The sequence below is a fragment of the Gordonia sp. CPCC 205515 genome (assembly GCF_048537925.1).
Lineage (GTDB): Bacteria > Actinomycetota > Actinomycetes > Mycobacteriales > Mycobacteriaceae > Gordonia.
This window is the reverse complement of sequence record NZ_JBCLVJ010000006.1, coordinates 31,981-49,608: the sequence shown is the minus strand read 5'-3', so window position 1 is coordinate 49,608 and position 17,628 is coordinate 31,981. Positions and strand designations below refer to the sequence as shown.

Here is a 17,628-nt window from a genome sequence, read left to right as displayed (position 1 = left end):
TCTGCCACGTCGGCGGCCGATCGGAGAGTGGCAAATGTGATCCGGATCTCTCAATCTATTGATTCTTCCGCAATGAGAAGCTAGTTTCCACTATTGAGAGCAACGCTATCCAGTGGGTGCTTCGACTTCGGTCGCGGGCCGTCGCCGGAGGCTCTCACACAGCCTTTGTGGGTCGGTCCGCCCGCAGACGTCATTGAGGAGAATCAGTTGAGAGCTAGACGAGTACTGGCGGCGGCAATCGTCACCATGGCGTTTGTCGCCTCGGGATGTGGTGGCCGTGACGGAAGCGGAACGGAGGAGATGGGCGCCGGCGACGGTGGCTCGTCGTCGAGTGCCTCGAGTTCCTTCGGTGATCTGAACGATGTGTGCCAGAAGGGATCCGCGAAAGGATCGACTGCTCAGGGCGTCGCCGACGACCAGATCCAGGTCGGGGTGTTCTCCGACGTCGGATTCACCAAGAACGCCGAATTTGTGGATGCGGCAAAGGTATTCACTTCCTGGTGCAACGACAACGGTGGCGTCAACGGACGCAAACTCGTTGCCAATACCCGTGATTCGAAGCTGATGTCGGTCCGCCAGCAGATGTCGCAGGCATGCGAGCAAGACTTCGCCCTGGTGGGCGGCGGGGCTGCGCTCGACGGCCTGGGCACCAAGGAGCGGCTGACGTGCCTGCTGCCCAACTTCCCCGCGCAGGTCGCGCAGCTGACCGAACTCGGTGCGGATCTGAGCGTGCAGGCGTCACCGTCGCAGACGATCGGCTATCTGCCCTACTACCAGTTCCGCACCTGGCTGCTCAAGGATGCCTACCCGCAATCGGCGAACGCGGTCGGCATCATCAACGGTGACTCGCCGGTTACAAAGGTTCTCGGTGACCTCCAGGTCGAGACCGTCAAAGCCGCCGGCGGCACGTTCGTCTACAACGACCTCTACCCGGCCGCCGGTGTCTCGGACTGGACCCCGTACGCGCAGGCGATCAAGAACAAGGGCGTCAAGGGCCTGATCTTCTTCGGCGACTACAAGCAGCTCGCGAAGCTGGAAAGCGTGTTGACCAGCATGAACTACATGCCGGACTGGATCGACGCGAACAACAACGCCTACGGTCAGCCGTTCCTCGATCTGCTCGGGCCCTCCGCCGACAAGCAGAACAATCTCGTCGACCTCGGCGGCGTCCTGCCGGTCGAAAGTACCGACCCGGTGATGACGCAACTCAAGGACATGTACAAGAAGTACGCGCCGGACGCCGCGATCACCCTCCCGGCGGTACGTGCCATCTCCGCGTGGCTGCTGTTCGCGAAATCAGCCGCCAGTTGTGGCGACAACTTGACGCGCGGATGCCTGCTGCAGACCGCGACCAAGGAGACCGCGTGGACCGCCGGTGGCTTGACAGCTCCGCAGAACCTGACGCCAGGTGCTGCGCCGTCACCCTGCTTCAACGTCGAGAAGGCAACCGGACAGGGCTGGCAGGCAGCGGACTTCACCCCCGATCAGGGCGCCTACCGATGCAACATCCCGGTCCGGAAGTCGACCGGTCAGTACGGCAACGGACTCACGCTGGCCGACGTCGGCAAGAGCATGAGTGACGTGCAGTAATGGATCAATTCCTCGCCTTCGGCGTGGTCGGACTCAGCACCGCCGCGATCTATGCAGTGATCAGCGGCGGGCTGGTCGTCACCTACACCACCACCGGCGTCTTCAACTTCGCGCACGGCGCGGCCGGCATGATGGCGGCATTCGTTTACTGGCAGTTCAGTATTGGCTGGGGTTGGCCGGTCTGGTTGTCGCTCGTGGTGGTGCTCGGTGTGCTCACACCGCTGTTCGGGTTGCTCGTCGAGATCGCGATGCGTCCGGTGCAAGGTCTCGGTGAGGCCGAGAAACTCGTCATGACGGTTGCGTTGTTGAGCGGGTTGATCGCCGTGGCGCGCTGGATCTGGGATCCGAACGACGCCCGGAACCTGCCTCAGTTCTTCGCCGACCGGCCGCCGCTGCACGTCTTCGGCGCCACCGTCACCTGGCATCAGGCACTGACCATGATCGTGGCCATCCTGGTGGCTGTCGGATTGCGCGTGTTGTTGTTCCGGACCCGAGCGGGTACCGAGATGCGGGCGACCGTCGACGATCGATCGCTGGTCGGCCTGACCGGGGCAGACCCGGTGCGGGCCAACCGGATTGCGTGGATGCTCGGGATCGAGCTCGCCGCGATCGGTGGCGTGCTGATCGCCCCGGTGGTCGCGCTCGACGCGATGTCGCTGTCGCTGGTGATCGTCAGCGCCTACGCCGCGGCGATCTTCGGACGGCTGAAAAGCCTCCCGCTGACCTTCGTCGGTGCGGTGGTCGTCGGGATGATGGAGAGCTACCTGACCGGATACCTGCCGCAGAATGCCTATCTGCCTGGTATCCGGCTGGCGGCCCCGGCCATCCTGTTGCTGCTCGCCCTGCTGCTGTTCCCGCATGGGCGGTTACGGGGTCGTGATCGCCAGTTGAGTCCGGTTCCGCTGCCGTCGTTGCGGGGCACGATCTTCTTCGCCCTGCTGATCGTCTGGTCCGGTCTGATCCTGGCGACGGTGCTCAGCGACAGTGACCTGATCACCTACGGCCAGATCTTCGCCGTCGGTGTACTGGCGCTCTCCTACGTCCCGCTCGCCGGCTTCGCCGGCCAGATCTCGTTGTGTCAGATCACCCTGGCCGGCATCGGAGCCATCGTCTGCGGCCAGCTGGGTGCCGACGGTCAATGGTGGGCCATCCTGGCCGCCGCCCTGATCTCCGGTGTCGTCGGAGCCGCCATCGCCGTTCCCGCACTGCGACTTTCCGGGGTCTACCTGGCGCTCGGCACGGCCGCGATCGCAGTGATCTTCGACCGCTGGATCTTCACCCTGCCGGCCTTCGAGGTGTTCGGGGTGCGAATCTCGTTCTTCGACCAAGGGTCGGTCGAGGTTCCGGGCCCCGCACTGTTCGGCTACGCGATCGACACCCCGCAGCGCATCACGGTGTTCGCGGCGGTCGTGCTGGCCATCGCCACCCTGGGCGTTGCGCTGCTGCGTCGAGGACGGTTGGGACGCAGGCTGATTGCGTTGCGCGACAGCGAGGCCGCCTACGCGACCCTCGGCGGAAATCTGCTCATCTCCAAGATGCTGGTGTTCGGGTTCAGTTCCGCACTGGCCGGACTCGGCGGCGCGTTGCTCGGGATGCAGCTCGGGTCGGTGACCGGTGACCAGTTCACCTTCATCTCCGGTCTGCCGATCTTCCTGGTGGTGGTGCTCGCCGGACTGGGCACCGTGGGCAGTGGCGTATTTACCGGCGCGGCGCTGGCCGGTCCGCTCAACGCCATCGGTGTCCTGTGGCCTGCGCTACGTGAAGTGTCCCAAGCGATTCCGGCGTTACTCGGGATCGCGTTCGGTGCCCGGGCGGTCAAGGAGGGTGGCATCGCGTCGCTGCGCAAGCGGTGGGATGCCGTCTTCGCCGATCGTGTCGTCATGGGCGCGTTCCTCGGGTGGACCCTGGTGGCCTGGCTGCTGCGGCTTGCCGATGTCTACAACGGCTACGTGTTCTGCCTGGTGATGGTGGTGGGCGTGATCCTGACGCCAATTCTCGCGCAGTGGCGTTACCGCCGTGGACATTCCGATGACACCGGACCTGACGAACCCGAGATCCCGGTCGAATGGTGGGGCATCAGCCGGCCATGGACCCCTGACGACGAGGAGGTGCTCGATCGTGCCGTCGTTACTGCAAGTCAGTGATGTATCGGTGTCCTTCGGTGCGCACCGGGCACTGAGCGGTGTGACCCTGACCGCCGAGCGTGGACACATCACCGGACTGATCGGACCGAACGGAGCCGGCAAGAGCACACTGTTCGACGTGATCGGCGGGCTGCGACGTCCAGACACCGGGACGGTCGTGCTCGACGGCGAGGACATCACCCGGCTCGGACCGGCACAGCGCGCCAAGCGCGGGATGGCACGGACGTTTCAGGGCCTCGAACTGTTCGGACGACTCAGCGTCCGCGACAACTTGCTCGTCGCCGCCGAACTCCGCCGGAACCGTCGGGGCGCAGCGGAACTCGTCGACGGGGTGATCGAACGCGCTCAACTCGGACCGTATGCGGATCGACTTGCCGATTCGCTGCCGACCGGTGTCGGCAGGCAGGTGGAGGTGGCGCGCGCGCTCACCACTCGACCGGATCTGATCCTGCTCGACGAGCCGGCGGCCGGCCAGGACGCCGAGGAGACCGAACGATTCGCCGGAATTCTCCGCAAGGTGGCCGCCGACGGGGTGGCCATTCTGCTCGTCGAACACGATATGGAGCTCGTCATGGATGTGTGCGACCTCGTGCACGTCCTCGACCTCGGCTCGATCATCACCTCTGGCCCACCGGAATCGGTGCGACAGAACGCCGCCGTACTCGACGCCTATCTGGGGACAGCATGAATCCTCCGCTTCTCGAACTCCGCGATATCCGTGCCGGTTACGGCGGAATCTCGGCGCTACACGGTGTGAACATCAGCGTTCGCGCCGGACATGTGGTCGCGTTGCTCGGTCCCAATGGTGCGGGGAAGACAACGACGCAGAAGGTTGCGGCCAGGGTGCATCCCGTCGATTCCGGCCGCGTCCTGTACGGGGGCCGCGATGTCACCGGTATGTCATCGCGCGATGCGGCCCGCGCAGGGGTGTGCCTGATCCCGGAGGGCCGGGGGGTGTTCCCGAATCTGACGGTGCGCGAGAACCTGTGGATGATGACCTTCACCGGGAAGACTCGGGAACAGATCGAGGACATCGCATTCACCCGATTCCCGATCCTGAAGGAACGCGCGGCACAAACGGCCGGAACATTGTCCGGCGGTGAACAGCAGATGCTCGCACTGACGCGAGGTCTGGCCTCTGATCCGGCGGTACTCCTGCTCGACGAACTCTCGATGGGCCTCGCCCCGCTGGTCGTGGAGAAACTGTACGACCAGGTCGCAGAGATCGCCCGCGAGGGCGTCGCGGTCCTGGTCGTCGAACAGTTCGCGTCGGCGGTCCTCGACATGGCCGATCATGCCGCCGTACTCGTCCGCGGTCGCGTCGAATATGACGGGCCGCCCGGCGAATCACTCAAGAAAGAACTAGCAAACCTCTACCTAGGGAGTGCCTCATGACCGCGACCGCAGACGACCGCGCTCAACGCTTCACCGCGGAACTCGAGAAACTGAAGATACCGGACCCGGCCGCGTCCCGCGCACAACTCTGGATACGGCTCGGTGTCGTGGCCATGGTTCTCGGCGTCGCCCTCGGGGTGATCGCCTACCTGATGTCGCACAACACCTCCGATCCACTGGTCCAGCGGGATGCGCTGACGATCGCGCTGATCGGCGTGGCGGTGGCGATCGTCGGATCCGCGGTGTTCCTGCGTTACTCACTGACCAACTTTCTGCGGTTCTGGCTGGCGCGGCAGGCCTTCGACCTCAACACTTTTGGTGAGCGTCTCGCGCCTCCTACAGAGTCGGAGCCGGCGTCGGGCAAGCACACCACCGCGATCACCGAGGAGATCACCCATGACCACGAAAGCCCCGCAGTTGCGCACCGGTGAACAGCTGGCGTGTCCGACCTGCACCACCAAGGTGGTGGTGGTCGTCGCGCCGGCTGATGGAGGTGCCGAGATACGCTGCGGCGAAACGCTGTTGGAGCCGGCCAAGTCGGTGACACAGTCCGCCGAGAAGGCCACCGAACCGGGTGTCCTGATCGGCAAACGCTACGTCGACGCCGACGAGACGGTGGAACTGCTCTGCAGCGCAGCCGGTTCCGGACCACTCGTCTATGGTGGGTCGGCGATGACAGTGAAAGCCGCGAAAGCATTGCCCGCATCGGACTGATCGATTCATGACGAGTAGCACCGGCTCCGATGCCACCGGGGCCGGTGTTCCGCGCGCAGCGAGCACAGGAGGTTGGAGACATGTCGGCAGGCATGAGTTTCGAGTTGTCCGAAGACCAGGAACTGATCCGTAAATCGGTGGCCGAGCTGGCCGGACGTTTCGACGACCAGTACTGGATGGAAAAGGATCTCGCGCACGAGTTCCCGACCGAGTTCTACCAGGCGATCGCCGACGGCGGCTGGCTTGGCATGACCATTCCGGAAGAGTATGGGGGACATGGGCTCGGCATCACCGAGGCCACCATCCTCCTCGAGCAGGTGTCGCGATCCGGCGGTGCCATGAACGCCGCCACCGCCATCCACCTGTCGATCTTCGGGATGCAGCCCGTCGTCGTACACGGCTCCGACGAACTCAAGCAGCGGACCCTGCCGCGCGTCGTCAACGGGGATCTACACGTCTGCTTCGGGGTGACCGAACCCGGTGCGGGACTGGACACCTCGCGGATCACCACGTCTGCTCGACGCAAGGGTGACGGCTACCTCGTCAACGGCCGCAAGGTCTGGATCTCCAAGGCCGTGGAGTCGGAGAAGATCCTGCTGCTCACCCGCACCACACCGTACGACGAGGTGGAGAAGAAGACCGACGGGATGACCCTGTTTCTCACCGATCTCGACCGAGCACACGTGGACATCCGGCCGATCAAGAAAATGGGTCGCAACGCCGTCACCTCCAACGAACTGTTCATCGACGATCTGTTCGTCTCGGAGGAGGACCGCGTCGGAGAAGAGGGCAAAGGCTTCAAATACCTTCTCGACGGCCTGAATCCCGAACGCATGCTCATCGCCGCGGAGGCGCTGGGCATCGGCCGCGTCGCCCTCGACCGCGCCGTCACATACGCGAAGCAACGTGAGGTGTTCGACCGTCCCATCGGCATGAATCAGGGAATCGCATTCCCCCTGGCGGATTCGCTCGCCCACCTCGACGCCGCAGAACTCGTCCTGCGCAAGGCCACCTGGCTCTACGACAACGGCAAACCGTGCGGACGTGAGGCCAACACCGCCAAATACCTCTGCGCCGAAGCAGGTTTTGCCGCCGCCGACCGAGCATTGCAAACCCACGGCGGCATGGGATATGCCGAGGAGTACAACGTCTCGCGGTACTTCCGTGAATCGCGTGTCATGCGTATCGCACCGATCAGCCAGGAAATGATCCTCAACTATCTGGGATCGCACACATTGGGATTGCCGAGGAGCTACTGACATGACCACCACCAACACATTGTTCGATCTGACCGGGCGAGCAGCCGTCGTGACCGGCGCCGCCGGCGGGATCGGCTCGGCCGTCGCGCAGGCACTCGCTACCGCCGGGGCGGTGGTGCTCGTGACCGACATCGATCCGGACGCCGCCGCGAAGGTTGCCGAACAGATCTCGATCGCCGGCGGCAAGGCCGACAGCATGGGCTTTGACGTCAGCGCCCGCGACGCCGCAGACACGGCGATGGAGCGCGCTGCGGCGCTCGGCGACGGCGCGGTGCACATCATCGTCAACAACGCGGGGGTCACCGCGCCCGCCATGTTCGGCGACACCTCGCAGGAGAGCATCCGGCGGATGCTCGACGTCCACCTGATGGGTGCGTTCAACACCTCACAGGCGGCGCTACCCTTCCTTGCGACCGACGGTACCGGCCGCATCATCAACGTGACCTCGTCGGCCGGCATCACCGGAACCCTTGGCCAGGTGAACTATTCGGCTGCGAAGGCCGGGATCATCGGGATCACCAAATCGCTGGCGCGGGAACTGGCGCGCAAGAACATCCTGGTCAACGCGATCGCGCCGCTGGCCGCCACCCCGATGACCGAAACGATCCGCACTGACGAGCGCTTCGCCCCCACGATGCTCAACCGCATCCCTTTGCGCCGCTGGGCCGAACCGGCCGAGGTCGCCGGAGCCTTCGTGTTCCTGGCTTCGGACGCAGCATCTTTCGTGACCGGGCAGGTGCTACCGGTGGATGGTGGCATGGTGATGTGATGGAACAGACCCAAGCACCGCTGGCCGGTATCACCGTCGTTGCCCTCGAACAGGCCGTGTCTGCACCGATCTGTACGCGCACCCTGGGCGATCTGGGGGCGCGGGTGATCAAAGTGGAGAATCCCAACGGCGGCGACTTCGCGCGGCACTACGACGACGTTGTCAACGGCATGGCAGCCCACTTCGTGTGGGTCAACCGCGGAAAGGAATCGGTCACCCTCGATCTCAAATCCGCGGCCGGCATCGACATCCTGCATCGGCTCCTCGAAACGGCCGACGTACTCGTCTCCAATCTGGCGCCCGGCGCGACCACGAAACTCGGTATCGCGCCAGGTGATCTCGCGCAGCGTCACCCGGATCTGATCGTCGTCGAGATCGACGGTTACGGTCCGGGTGGTCCGCTCTCCCACAAGCGCGCCTATGACCTGCTGGCGCAGGCGGAATCGGGTGCGTGCGCGATCACCGGGTACCCGGGTGCCCCGGCGAAACCGGGTCCGCCGATGGCTGATGTGTGTTCCGGGTTGTACTCGGCCATCTCGATCCTGTCGTTGCTCGTCGCTCGTGGCCGCGACGGTGCGGATGGGCGGCGTGGCGGCGCCGTCGCTGTCAGTCTCTTCGACACCATGGCCGAACTGATGGGGTACGCCCTCAACTTCACCCGCCATTCGGGAATCGATCAAGAACCTCGCGGCATGGGGTCACCGGCGGTCGCGCCCTACGGCGCGTATCCGACCGCCGACGGACAAACGGTCGTCCTGGGTACCACGAACGACCGAGAGTGGCAGCGTCTTGCGACCGAGATCGTGCAGCGCGACGACCTGGCCGCCGACCCGCGATTCGCGACCAACGCCGGTCGGGTCGATCACCGCGATATCCTCGACGACGCGATCGGCGAGTGGTGCGGCCGCCATGATCTGCTCGACATCCAGAAGGCCGCCGACGCCGCAGGGATCGGCAACGCCCGGTTCAACAAGCCCAGTGACGTGATCGCACATCCGCATCTCGCCGAACGTGACCGGTGGCGTGAGATCGACACCCCGAACGGGCCGATCCCGGCGATCCTCCCGCCCCCGGTGATCGACGGGTTCGAACCGATCATGGGTGCCATTCCCGGCTTGGGGGAGCACACGGACTCGGTGCTGGTCGGTTTGGGATTCGACTGGCAGCAGATCGCTGCTCTGCGCACACAGGGCGCGGTCGGCGCGGCGTTCGAGCGATGAGCCTCGGCGACACCGAACCCGGGATACTCGTCGACGACGATGCCGGTGTCCGGACCATCACGCTGAACCGACCGGCCCGTAAGAACGCACTCGACTGGCCCGCCTGGTGTCTGCTGCGCGATAATCTCGAGAGCACCGCACGATCGGGTGATGTTCGCGCTCTCGTCATCACCGGGTCCGGCGGCGCGTTCTGCTCCGGCGCGGATATCTCCACCCCGGACCCACGGCATCCGACGAACAAACTCCGCATCCTGTCCGACGTGGCGATGGCGTTGCATGACTTGCCGATTCCCACCATCGCCAAGGTGTCCGGGGTAGCCGTCGGCGCCGGCTGGAACCTCGCACTCGGCTGCGACCTGGTGGTGGCCACACCGGGCGCACGGTTCTCGCAGATCTTTGTGCGGCGCGGGCTCTCGATGGATCTGGGTGGTTCGTGGTTGCTGCCCACTCTCGTCGGGCTGCAGCAAGCCAAACGGCTTGCCCTGCTTGGTGAGATGATCGAGTCCGCCGAGGCGCACGGGTTGGGGTTGGTCACCTGGGTCGTCGACGACGCTGCGATCGACGCCTTCGTCGACGACAAGGCTCGGCGCCTCGCGGCCGGTCCACCAGTGGCGCTGGGTCAGATCAAGATGCTGCTGAACGAAGGCGCCAGCGGCACACTGCGTGACGCGCTGGCCGCCGAATCCCGAGCGCAGGTCATCAACTTCGGCACCGACGACGTCGGCGCAGCCTACACCGCGTTCGCACAGAAGAAGGACCCCGTGTTCACCGGTCGGTGGTCGGTACCACCGCCGGGAAGCCAGGCCCGAAACCAGAATGGAGACAACATACATGCGTGAGGTCGTCATCGTGGAGGCCGTGCGCAGCGCGGTCGGCAAACGCAACGGCGGACTGTCCGAAACTCACCCCGCCGATCTGTCCGCACTGGTGCTGCAAGAGTTGGTGCGCCGCACCGGCATCGACCCGGCGATCGTCGACGACGTCGTGTGGGGCTGTGTATCCCAGGTCGGCGACCAGTCGAGCAACATCGGTCGTTATGCGGTTCTCGCCGCGGGATGGCCGGAGACCATCCCCGGGACCACCATCAACCGGGCGTGCGGGTCCAGTCAGCAGGCACTCGATTTCGCGGCGCAGGCCGTCATGTCCGGCCAGCAGGACGTTGTGGTGGCCGGCGGCGTCGAGGTGATGAGCCGGGTCCCGCTTGGCTCGGCTCGATCCACCGGGATGCCCTACGGACCCAAAGCACTTGCCCGCTATGATGATTTCGCTTTCAACCAAGGTATCTCCGCAGAACTCATCGCGCAGAAGTGGGGACTGTCCCGCACCGCGCTCGACGAGTACGCGGTGCGGTCGCACGAACTCGCTGCGGCAGCCATTGATCGCGGTGCTTTCGTCGACCAGATCGTGCCGATCGACACCGACGCAGGTCCGGTGTCGGTCGACGAGGGTGTCCGTCGCGGCAGCACCGTCGAGAAGCTCGCCAACCTGAAGCCGGCGTTCCGCGACGACGGGGTCATCCATGCGGGCAATTCGTCGCAGATCTCCGACGGGGCTGCGGCCCTGCTGGTCACCACCGCTGAGCGCGCCGCCGAGCTCGGGCTCACGCCGATGGCCAGGTATGTCGCCGGCGCGGTCGCCGGCGCCGATCCGGTCCTCATGCTGACCGGACCCATCCCGGCCACCGAGAAGGTGCTGGCGAAAGCTGATGTGGCGCTGAGCGATGTCGGCACCTTCGAAGTCAACGAGGCGTTCGCCTCGGTGCCGTTGGCGTGGCTCGCCGAGACCGGAGCGCCACTCGACCTCGTCAATCCGGTCGGTGGTGCGATCGCGCTGGGCCACCCGCTCGGCGGTTCCGGGGCGATCCTGATGACCCGGATGATCCATCACATGCGTGACAACGACATCCGGTACGGGCTGCAGACGATGTGTGAGGGTGGCGGCACCGCCAACGCGACCGTCGTCGAGCTGATCGGCTGAAGGGGTACACATCATGCGACGGGGGATCTATCACGAGGATCACGAGGCGTTTCGCACGCTGGTGCGGGAGTTCGTCACCAAGGAAGTGGTCGGCGAATACCCCAAGTGGGAGAAAGCCGGCCAGATGCCGCGCGAGGTGTTCACCCGGCTCGGGGAACTCGGCGTGCTGGGCATGGCGATCCCGGAAGCGTATGGGGGAGCGGGCACCGAGGATTTCCGCTACAACGTCATCCTGCAGGAGGAAGCGGCGCGGGCGCTGGTGACGTTGTCCACGGTGCGTACCCAACTCGACGTCATCCTGCCGTACTTCCTGCGGTATGCGAACGCCGAACAGCGCGAACGCTGGTTCCCCGGTCTGGCGGCCGGTGAGCTGTTGACCGCGATCGCCATGACCGAGCCGGGAACCGGGTCCGATCTCGCCGGCATGACCAGCACCGCCGTCCGCGACGGTGACCACTACGTGCTCAACGGCGCCAAGACCTTCATCACCGGCGGGTTGCTCGCCGATCTCGTCATCGTCGTCGCCCGGACCTCCACCGATCCCGATAATCGACGCGCAGGGTTGAGTCTCCTCATCGTCGAAGACGGAATGGAGGGTTTCGAGCGTGGACGGGTACTCGACAAGATGGGCTGCAAGGTGCAGGACACCGTCGAACTGTCATTCACCGACGTGCGGGTCCCGGTCACCAATCTCCTCGGCGAGGAGGGCGCCGCGTTCGGGTACCTGGGCAACAACCTGCCCCAGGAGCGTATGACGGTCGCTGCCGGATCGGTCGCCCAGGCGCGCGCCGCACTGACAGCGACAATCGAATACGTGAAGGAACGCAAGGCCTTCGGTAAGCCCGTGTCGGGCTTTCAGAACACGAAGTTCGAACTCGCGTCGATCTCGGCTGAAGTGGAAGCGGCGCAAGCCATGCTGGATCTGGCCGTCGTCGACCTCGTCGAGGGTGAACTCTCCGGTGCCGACGCCGCGCGGGTCAAACTGTTCTGCACGGAGATGCAGGCGCGGGCCGTCGACCGGTGCCTGCAACTCTTCGGCGGGTACGGCTACATGATGGAATACCCGATCGCCCGCCTCTATACCGATGCGCGGGTGGCGCGTATCTACGCGGGCACGAGCGAGGTCATGCGGACAATCATCGCCAAGTCGCTGGGTTTGTGAGGGGAGAGGTGGTTTCATGAATGCCGCGGTGACGGTCCGCTCCGTGCCCGAGGAGCTTCGTGACCACTACCTGGCGATGGGCTGGTGGACCGACGAATCCCTCGGGGTGGTACTCGGCCGGGGCCTGCAGGAGAATTCGAGCCTCGGATTTCATGTGCACTCCACGGTGCGACCATTCCACGGCACCATCGCCGATGTGGAACTCGTGGCACGCCGACTGGCGGCGGGCCTGCAGTCGCGGGGCGTCAAGCAGGGCGATGTGATCGCCTTTCAGCTGCCCAACTGGGTGGAGGCCGCGGCAACATTCTGGGCGGCAACGATTCTCGGCGCCGTGGTGGTGCCTGTCGTGCACTTCTACGGGCCCACGGAGTTGAGCTTCATCCTCGCCAACGCCCGGCCGCGCGTCTTCATCACCGCCGAGCGGTTCGGGCGCATGACCTACGACCCGGCCATGTCCGTAGACGTCCCGATCGTCGGGGTGGTCGGCAGCACGTTCGACGACCTACTCGCCGATGAGCCGTTGAAGGGAGTTCTCGACGCCGATCCCGCCGGCGCGGCGCTCATCGCCTACACCTCCGGGACAACCAGTGATCCGAAGGGTGTGGTGCACACCCACCAGACCCTCGCCTTCGAGACCCGTCAGCAGATCGCGAATGGTCGGCCCGATCACGGCCGGCAGCTCAACGCTCTTCCCGTCGGCCATTTCATGGGAATGCTGACCGCATTCCTGGTGCCGATTCTCGACGGAATCCCGATCGATCTGTGTGACGAATGGGACCCGAAGTCGGTGATCGGTCTGATGGACTCCGACGGCGTCGGATTCGGTGGTGGGCCAACCTATTTCGTCACCAGCCTACTCGACCATCCGGATTTCACCACCGACCATCTGCGGTTTCTCAAGTACATCGGTCTCGGGGGTTCGACGATCCCGTCCGCTGTCACTCGGCGTCTCACCGACCTCGGGATGATCGTGACGCGGGCGTACGGCAGCACCGAACACCCGTCGGTCACCGGTGCCAATGTTTCTGCACCGCAGGACAAACGGCTGTACACCGACGGCACGCCACGGCTCGGGGTGGAGATCCGACTGGGTGACGACGGCGAGATCCTCAGTCGCGGACCGGACCTCTGCCTGGGGTACACCGACGAGACGTTGACCGCCCGGGTCTTCGACGCAGACGGCTGGTACCACACGGGCGACATCGGCGTGATCGACGCAGACGGGTATCTCTCCATCACCGATCGCAAGTCGGACATGATCATTCGTGGTGGCGAGAACGTGAGCGCCGCCGCCGTCGAAGGAGTGTTGCTGGCCCTGCCGGCAGTCGCCGACGCGGTGGTGGTGTCCGCCCCGGATGAGCGACTCGGCGAGCGTGTGGCCGCCGTGGTACGACTGCGCAGCGGGCACTCGATGCCCACCCTGGCGGAGGTCCGGGACCATTTCGACTGCGCCGGTGTGGCACGCCAGAAGTGGCCGGAGGAACTGCATCAGGTCGAGGACTTCCCCCGCACGCCGTCGGGCAAGGTGCAGAAGCATCGGGTCCGGGAGCTGGTCGCCCAGGCGATTGGTGGCGTCACCGGTGCGTGACGCCACCGCCGAGTTTGCCGTCTGCCGTGGACCGCTCGGTCGCCTCAGGTGCCGTTGTCGTCCTCGAGTGTGATCGCCTGTCGGGGGCAGGCGCTGACTGCCGCGCGTACTTCGGCCCGGGTCTCCTCGGCCGGATGGGCGTTCCAGACCGCCACATCGTCATCGCCGACATCGAAAACATCAGGCGCCAGCAGTGCACACAATCCGTGCCCCTCGCACAACTGCGTGTCGACATCGACCCTTAGCTCATGTGAGATCATAACGCTTGCTTCATCATTCGATTCGATACCACCACGACTCCTGCGCTCGATCCACGACGCCAGTTCGACTACTTGAGCAGGCTGCCGGCGTCGACGGCCAGCGGAAGACCGGTGACGAAGCGCGACTCATCGGAGGCGAGGAACAGGACCGCATTGCTGATGTCCCGTGGCTCGACCCACCCTGTCGGCAGGACGTGCATCATCTGGGCGACAACTTTGAGATCGTCGGGTCCAGGGCTCTCGAGGTCTGGTCGGAACATCTTCATCGTTCCCTCGTTCATGAACATCGGCGTGTTCACATTCGTCGGGAGAACGGAGTTGACCCGGATATTCTGCGCACCCAATTCAACGGCGAAGCTTCGCATCAGACCGATCACTCCATGCTTGGCAGCGATGTAGTGGCCGGTATTGGGATATGCCTTCATTCCGCCCACCGAGCTGGTCAGTACTACCGATCCGCCCCCATTCGAAAGAAGATGCGGAACACCGGCTTTTACGGTCTTCCACACACCCGAGAGGTTGACATCGATCATGTCCTGCCAATCCTTCTCACTGGTCTGATCGAGCGTGTCACCCCCGTTGCCGATACCCGCATTCGCGACGATGACATCCAACCGGCCGAGTTGCTCCACGCCGTCATCGACCGCGGACTTCAGCGCATCGTAGTCCCGAACGTCCACCTCGGATGCGATGATTCGGCGATTGAGTCCCTTCACCAGTTCGACCGTCTCCGCGAGATCTGCGGATGTCGAGGCAGCGATCGACGTGTCGTCGGTCACCGGCCCGCAGACGTCGACCGCGATGATGTCGGCACCCTCCTCTGCCAATCGGACTGCGTGGCTTCGACCTTGTCCGCGCGCTGCGCCCGTGACAAAGGCGACTCTTCCCTCCATACGACCAGCCATTGAACTACCAACTTTCGAGAACGTGATTGATTGAGTGAGTCGCACCCACCGTCGTCGGGGGTTCGCGGTTGTCAGCTCGGAGACCGACACTCGAGATGGAGTGTTGCACGGGTCACATGTCGTGTCAACCCTCAACTAGTGAAATCTACTGCTGGAGCTGAAGTTTCAGGGATGGCCCTGAGTTACGTTGGAAAACAACAACTATCGTTGATCGAGGTGATCAACGCGCCCAAAAACAAGGGCGATCAACGTCGTCCGGCATCCGACCAGTTCCTCAGCGCCGCCATCGTCTCGCCGGAGGGTTCAAGCGTGAGTAGTGCAACCAGGCTGTCGAGCAATTGGCTCACATGCACCGCGTACGGTGGCACCGGTTCGCCCAGTTCCCGGGTGCGGTGACGGTCGGTGCAGACGTGCAGACACACCGCTGTTGCCTGCTTGATCCGGATTTCGCGCAACTCCTTCGGCACCCCGGATAGAAGTTCCCCCACTCGGTCGTAATATGCCTGCTCGGTCAGCTGATTCTCGGGAGGTAGCTGGTGAAACGGGTGCGCCTTCTGCTCGAGTTGCTCGACGAACTGCAGGTAGTAGCAACTCTCATCCTCCCCCAACTCGATGAGCGGTAGGTGCTGCGCCTCGACAACCGAGCGCACATCACCGAGATCAGCGCGGGCGTACAGCAGGGCGCGACGGCGATCGAGGTCGTCGACTCGGTGCGCCAATACCGCGGTGACCAGCGCATCCTTTGATCCGAAGTGATACTGCACGGCGGATTTGTTGGCGGTGCCGGCTTCGACGGCAATCTGCCGCAACGGAACGCCGTCCAGGCCGTGCAGCGCATACAGGCGCTCAGCGGTCAGTATCAGGCGCTCCTTGGCGGATCGGCTCTCTGTCGACATGAACATGATCCAACCATAGACAAATTAGGTCCAAGGACTTAATATTCAGTCACTTGCACTGAGAGGCACATCACATGTTCGACAGTCCCGCCGCCATCAGCGGCGATATCAATGAAGCCGCCGATCACACCGCTCGCACCCCGTTTGAACAGGCACAACGAGACTGGCTCGACGGGCAGGTCTGGTCCCGACCCGGCCTCGGCCGTCGCGAACGCCGATGGGTGACGCTCACCTGCGTGGGTGCGGCAGACGCTCCGAAACCCATCGAGGACCAGGTCCACGACGCACTTCGGAGCGGCGACATCACCATCGACGAGATGCTCGAGTTCGTTCTGCACTTCGCGGTGTACAACGGCTGGCCGAAGGCGTCTCACCTGGAGGGAGTGATCCGTCGGGCGTGGGCAGTGATCGACCGGGCGAGCGGCGGCTCCGGAACCGTGACCGCACCGGACAACTCCGCCCTCGGATTGAACGATTGGAGTGCTCGAATCGACAGCGGTACAAAGGAATTCATCGACGTCAATCTCATCGACGCCCCGCGGCCGGAGACGCCGTACATCCATGCCGGGATCTTGAACTTCGTATTCGGGCATGTGTGGCAGCGACCCGCACTCAGCCGAAGAGATCGCCGCTTCATCACCGTCGCCTCGGTAGCCGTCTGCGATGCCCTGACCCCCTTGCACTCACACACCGGATCGGCGCTGGAATCGGGCGATATCACCAAATCCGAAATGGACGAGGTCGTCCTTCAACTCGCGGCGTACTCCGGGTTCGCCAAGGCCGAGGCCCTCCACTGCGCAAGTGCAGAGGCGTGGGCGCGGTTGCACCCGTAGACGCCGCAGATCCAGCACTCATTTTCCGTACTCGATCACGAAAGAGGTTGCATCACACCATGTCAGGACTCGAAGGACGTGTCGCATTCATTACCGGAGCCGGGCGCGGGCAAGGTCGGGCACATGCCATCCGGCTCGCTGAGGACGGCGCCGACATCATCGCCATCGACATTTGTGAAGACGTGGCGTCGATGACGTACCCGAATGCCTCCGAAGAGGACCTCGCCGAGACCGCGCGACTGGTCGAAAAGGAGGGACGGCGTGTCGTCGCACTGAAGGCCGACGTTCGCGACTTCGCCGGGCTCTCTGCGGCTTTCGGTGAGGGATACGCCGAGTTCGGTCGTGTCGACATCATCGTGGCCAACGCCGGCATCATCAAGATGGGCCCCGAGGACCCCGACAACTTCCTCGCGGAATGGAACGACGTCATCGACACGAACCTGACCGGGGTGTTCCACACCATTCGCGCGGCACTGCCGGCCATGCGTGCCGGCGAGCGCGGCGGGTCGATCGTCATCACCAGTTCATCCGCCGGGATCAAGGCTTCGGCATCGATCAACGCCAGCGGTAACGCGTACGCATCCGCCAAGCGTGGAGTGGTTGCTCTCATGCAGGGACTCGCAAACTATCTTGCACCAGAGTGGATTCGAGTCAATACAATTCACCCGACCGGAGTCGCGAGCGGCATGACGATCAACGATGCCATGAACAAGCTGATGGCCGAGGCCGCAGCCGGCGGCGCGAACACCATCTCCGGTATGCAGAACGCACTCCCGATCCAGATGCTCGAAGCCGACGACGTGGCCAACGCAGTTGCCTATCTGGTCTCCGACCAAGCGAAGTTCATCACCGGAACCCAGTGGGCCCTCGACGCCGGATTCACTGTCCGATGAAATCGGTTGCGCATCAACAGGAG

General features: G+C 64.3%; 18 protein-coding genes. 15 read left to right on the top strand and 3 right to left on the bottom strand.

The window, feature by feature from the left end; genetic code table 11:
• Positions 1-246 precede the first annotated feature (246 nt).
• The 13 genes from AAFP30_RS08835 (at position 247) to AAFP30_RS08775 (ending at position 13,818) form a co-directional block, all read left to right on the top strand.
• Positions 247-1,590 carry an ABC transporter substrate-binding protein gene (locus AAFP30_RS08835; RefSeq protein ID WP_419229577.1) on the top strand — a complete coding sequence of 448 codons (1,344 nt, stop codon included), beginning with the start codon at positions 247-249 and terminating at the stop codon, positions 1,588-1,590.
• Complete coding sequence (locus AAFP30_RS08830; protein WP_419229519.1) at positions 1,590-3,734, top strand: ABC transporter permease subunit; 2,145 nt, start codon at positions 1,590-1,592, stop codon at positions 3,732-3,734. Before AAFP30_RS08835 ends, AAFP30_RS08830 begins: the two co-directional genes overlap by 1 nt.
• Complete coding sequence (locus tag AAFP30_RS08825) at positions 3,709-4,422, top strand: ABC transporter ATP-binding protein (RefSeq protein WP_419229518.1); 714 nt, start codon at positions 3,709-3,711, stop codon at positions 4,420-4,422. Before AAFP30_RS08830 ends, AAFP30_RS08825 begins: the two co-directional genes overlap by 26 nt.
• Positions 4,419-5,129 carry an ABC transporter ATP-binding protein gene (locus AAFP30_RS08820; RefSeq protein ID WP_419229517.1) on the top strand — a complete coding sequence of 237 codons (711 nt, stop codon included), beginning with the start codon at positions 4,419-4,421 and terminating at the stop codon, positions 5,127-5,129. Before AAFP30_RS08825 ends, AAFP30_RS08820 begins: the two co-directional genes overlap by 4 nt.
• Complete coding sequence (locus tag AAFP30_RS08815; RefSeq protein ID WP_419229516.1) at positions 5,126-5,560, top strand: hypothetical protein; 435 nt, start codon at positions 5,126-5,128, stop codon at positions 5,558-5,560. Before AAFP30_RS08820 ends, AAFP30_RS08815 begins: the two co-directional genes overlap by 4 nt.
• On the top strand, positions 5,526-5,843 hold the full coding sequence (locus AAFP30_RS08810; protein WP_419229515.1) for a hypothetical protein: 318 nt from the start codon (positions 5,526-5,528) through the stop codon (positions 5,841-5,843). Before AAFP30_RS08815 ends, AAFP30_RS08810 begins: the two co-directional genes overlap by 35 nt.
• Before the next feature lie 80 nt (positions 5,844-5,923).
• Positions 5,924-7,102, top strand: coding sequence for an acyl-CoA dehydrogenase family protein (locus tag AAFP30_RS08805; protein WP_419229514.1), 1,179 nt, complete (start codon positions 5,924-5,926; stop codon positions 7,100-7,102).
• 1 nt (position 7,103) lies between these two features.
• The gene (locus AAFP30_RS08800; protein ID WP_419229513.1) at positions 7,104-7,871 is read left to right on the top strand and encodes an SDR family NAD(P)-dependent oxidoreductase; all 768 of its coding nucleotides are present in this window, start codon (positions 7,104-7,106) and stop codon (positions 7,869-7,871) included.
• Positions 7,871-9,091, top strand: coding sequence for a CaiB/BaiF CoA transferase family protein (locus AAFP30_RS08795; protein ID WP_419229512.1), 1,221 nt, complete (start codon positions 7,871-7,873; stop codon positions 9,089-9,091). The genes AAFP30_RS08800 and AAFP30_RS08795 overlap by 1 nt, the downstream gene beginning before the upstream one ends.
• Positions 9,088-9,930 (top strand): enoyl-CoA hydratase/isomerase family protein, encoded by an 843-nt coding sequence (locus tag AAFP30_RS08790; RefSeq protein ID WP_419229511.1) that lies wholly within the window; start codon positions 9,088-9,090, stop codon positions 9,928-9,930. The genes AAFP30_RS08795 and AAFP30_RS08790 overlap by 4 nt, the downstream gene beginning before the upstream one ends.
• Entirely contained in the window at positions 9,923-11,068 is a 1,146-nt protein-coding gene (locus AAFP30_RS08785; RefSeq protein ID WP_419229510.1) for a thiolase family protein, read from the top strand. The genes AAFP30_RS08790 and AAFP30_RS08785 overlap by 8 nt, the downstream gene beginning before the upstream one ends.
• Positions 11,069-11,081: 13 nt before the next feature.
• Positions 11,082-12,230, top strand: a complete 1,149-nt coding sequence (locus tag AAFP30_RS08780; RefSeq protein ID WP_419229509.1) for an acyl-CoA dehydrogenase family protein — start codon at positions 11,082-11,084, stop codon at positions 12,228-12,230.
• Between the two features lie 16 nt (positions 12,231-12,246).
• A complete protein-coding gene (locus AAFP30_RS08775) occupies positions 12,247-13,818 on the top strand; it encodes an AMP-binding protein (protein WP_419229508.1) in 1,572 nt (523 codons plus the stop codon).
• Positions 13,819-13,862: 44 nt separating this feature from the next.
• Here the strand turns inward: AAFP30_RS08775 and AAFP30_RS08770 are convergent, their stop codons facing one another.
• The 3 genes from AAFP30_RS08770 to AAFP30_RS08760 all read right to left on the bottom strand — a co-directional run bounded on the left by AAFP30_RS08770 (position 13,863) and on the right by AAFP30_RS08760 (position 15,885).
• Positions 13,863-14,078, bottom strand: coding sequence for a ferredoxin (locus AAFP30_RS08770; RefSeq protein ID WP_419229507.1), 216 nt, complete (start codon positions 14,076-14,078; stop codon positions 13,863-13,865).
• Positions 14,079-14,146: 68 nt separating this feature from the next.
• Positions 14,147-14,983, bottom strand: coding sequence for a mycofactocin-coupled SDR family oxidoreductase (locus AAFP30_RS08765; protein WP_419229576.1), 837 nt, complete (start codon positions 14,981-14,983; stop codon positions 14,147-14,149).
• Between the two features lie 245 nt (positions 14,984-15,228).
• Positions 15,229-15,885, bottom strand: a complete 657-nt coding sequence (locus AAFP30_RS08760; protein ID WP_419229506.1) for a TetR/AcrR family transcriptional regulator — start codon at positions 15,883-15,885, stop codon at positions 15,229-15,231.
• A gap of 68 nt (positions 15,886-15,953) precedes the next feature.
• On the opposite strand from AAFP30_RS08760, the gene AAFP30_RS08755 reads away from it, so the two are divergent.
• Complete coding sequence (locus tag AAFP30_RS08755; RefSeq protein ID WP_419229505.1) at positions 15,954-16,712, top strand: carboxymuconolactone decarboxylase family protein; 759 nt, start codon at positions 15,954-15,956, stop codon at positions 16,710-16,712.
• 59 nt (positions 16,713-16,771) lie between these two features.
• A complete protein-coding gene (locus tag AAFP30_RS08750; RefSeq protein WP_419229504.1) occupies positions 16,772-17,605 on the top strand; it encodes a mycofactocin-coupled SDR family oxidoreductase in 834 nt (277 codons plus the stop codon).
• Positions 17,606-17,628: the final 23 nt, after the last annotated feature.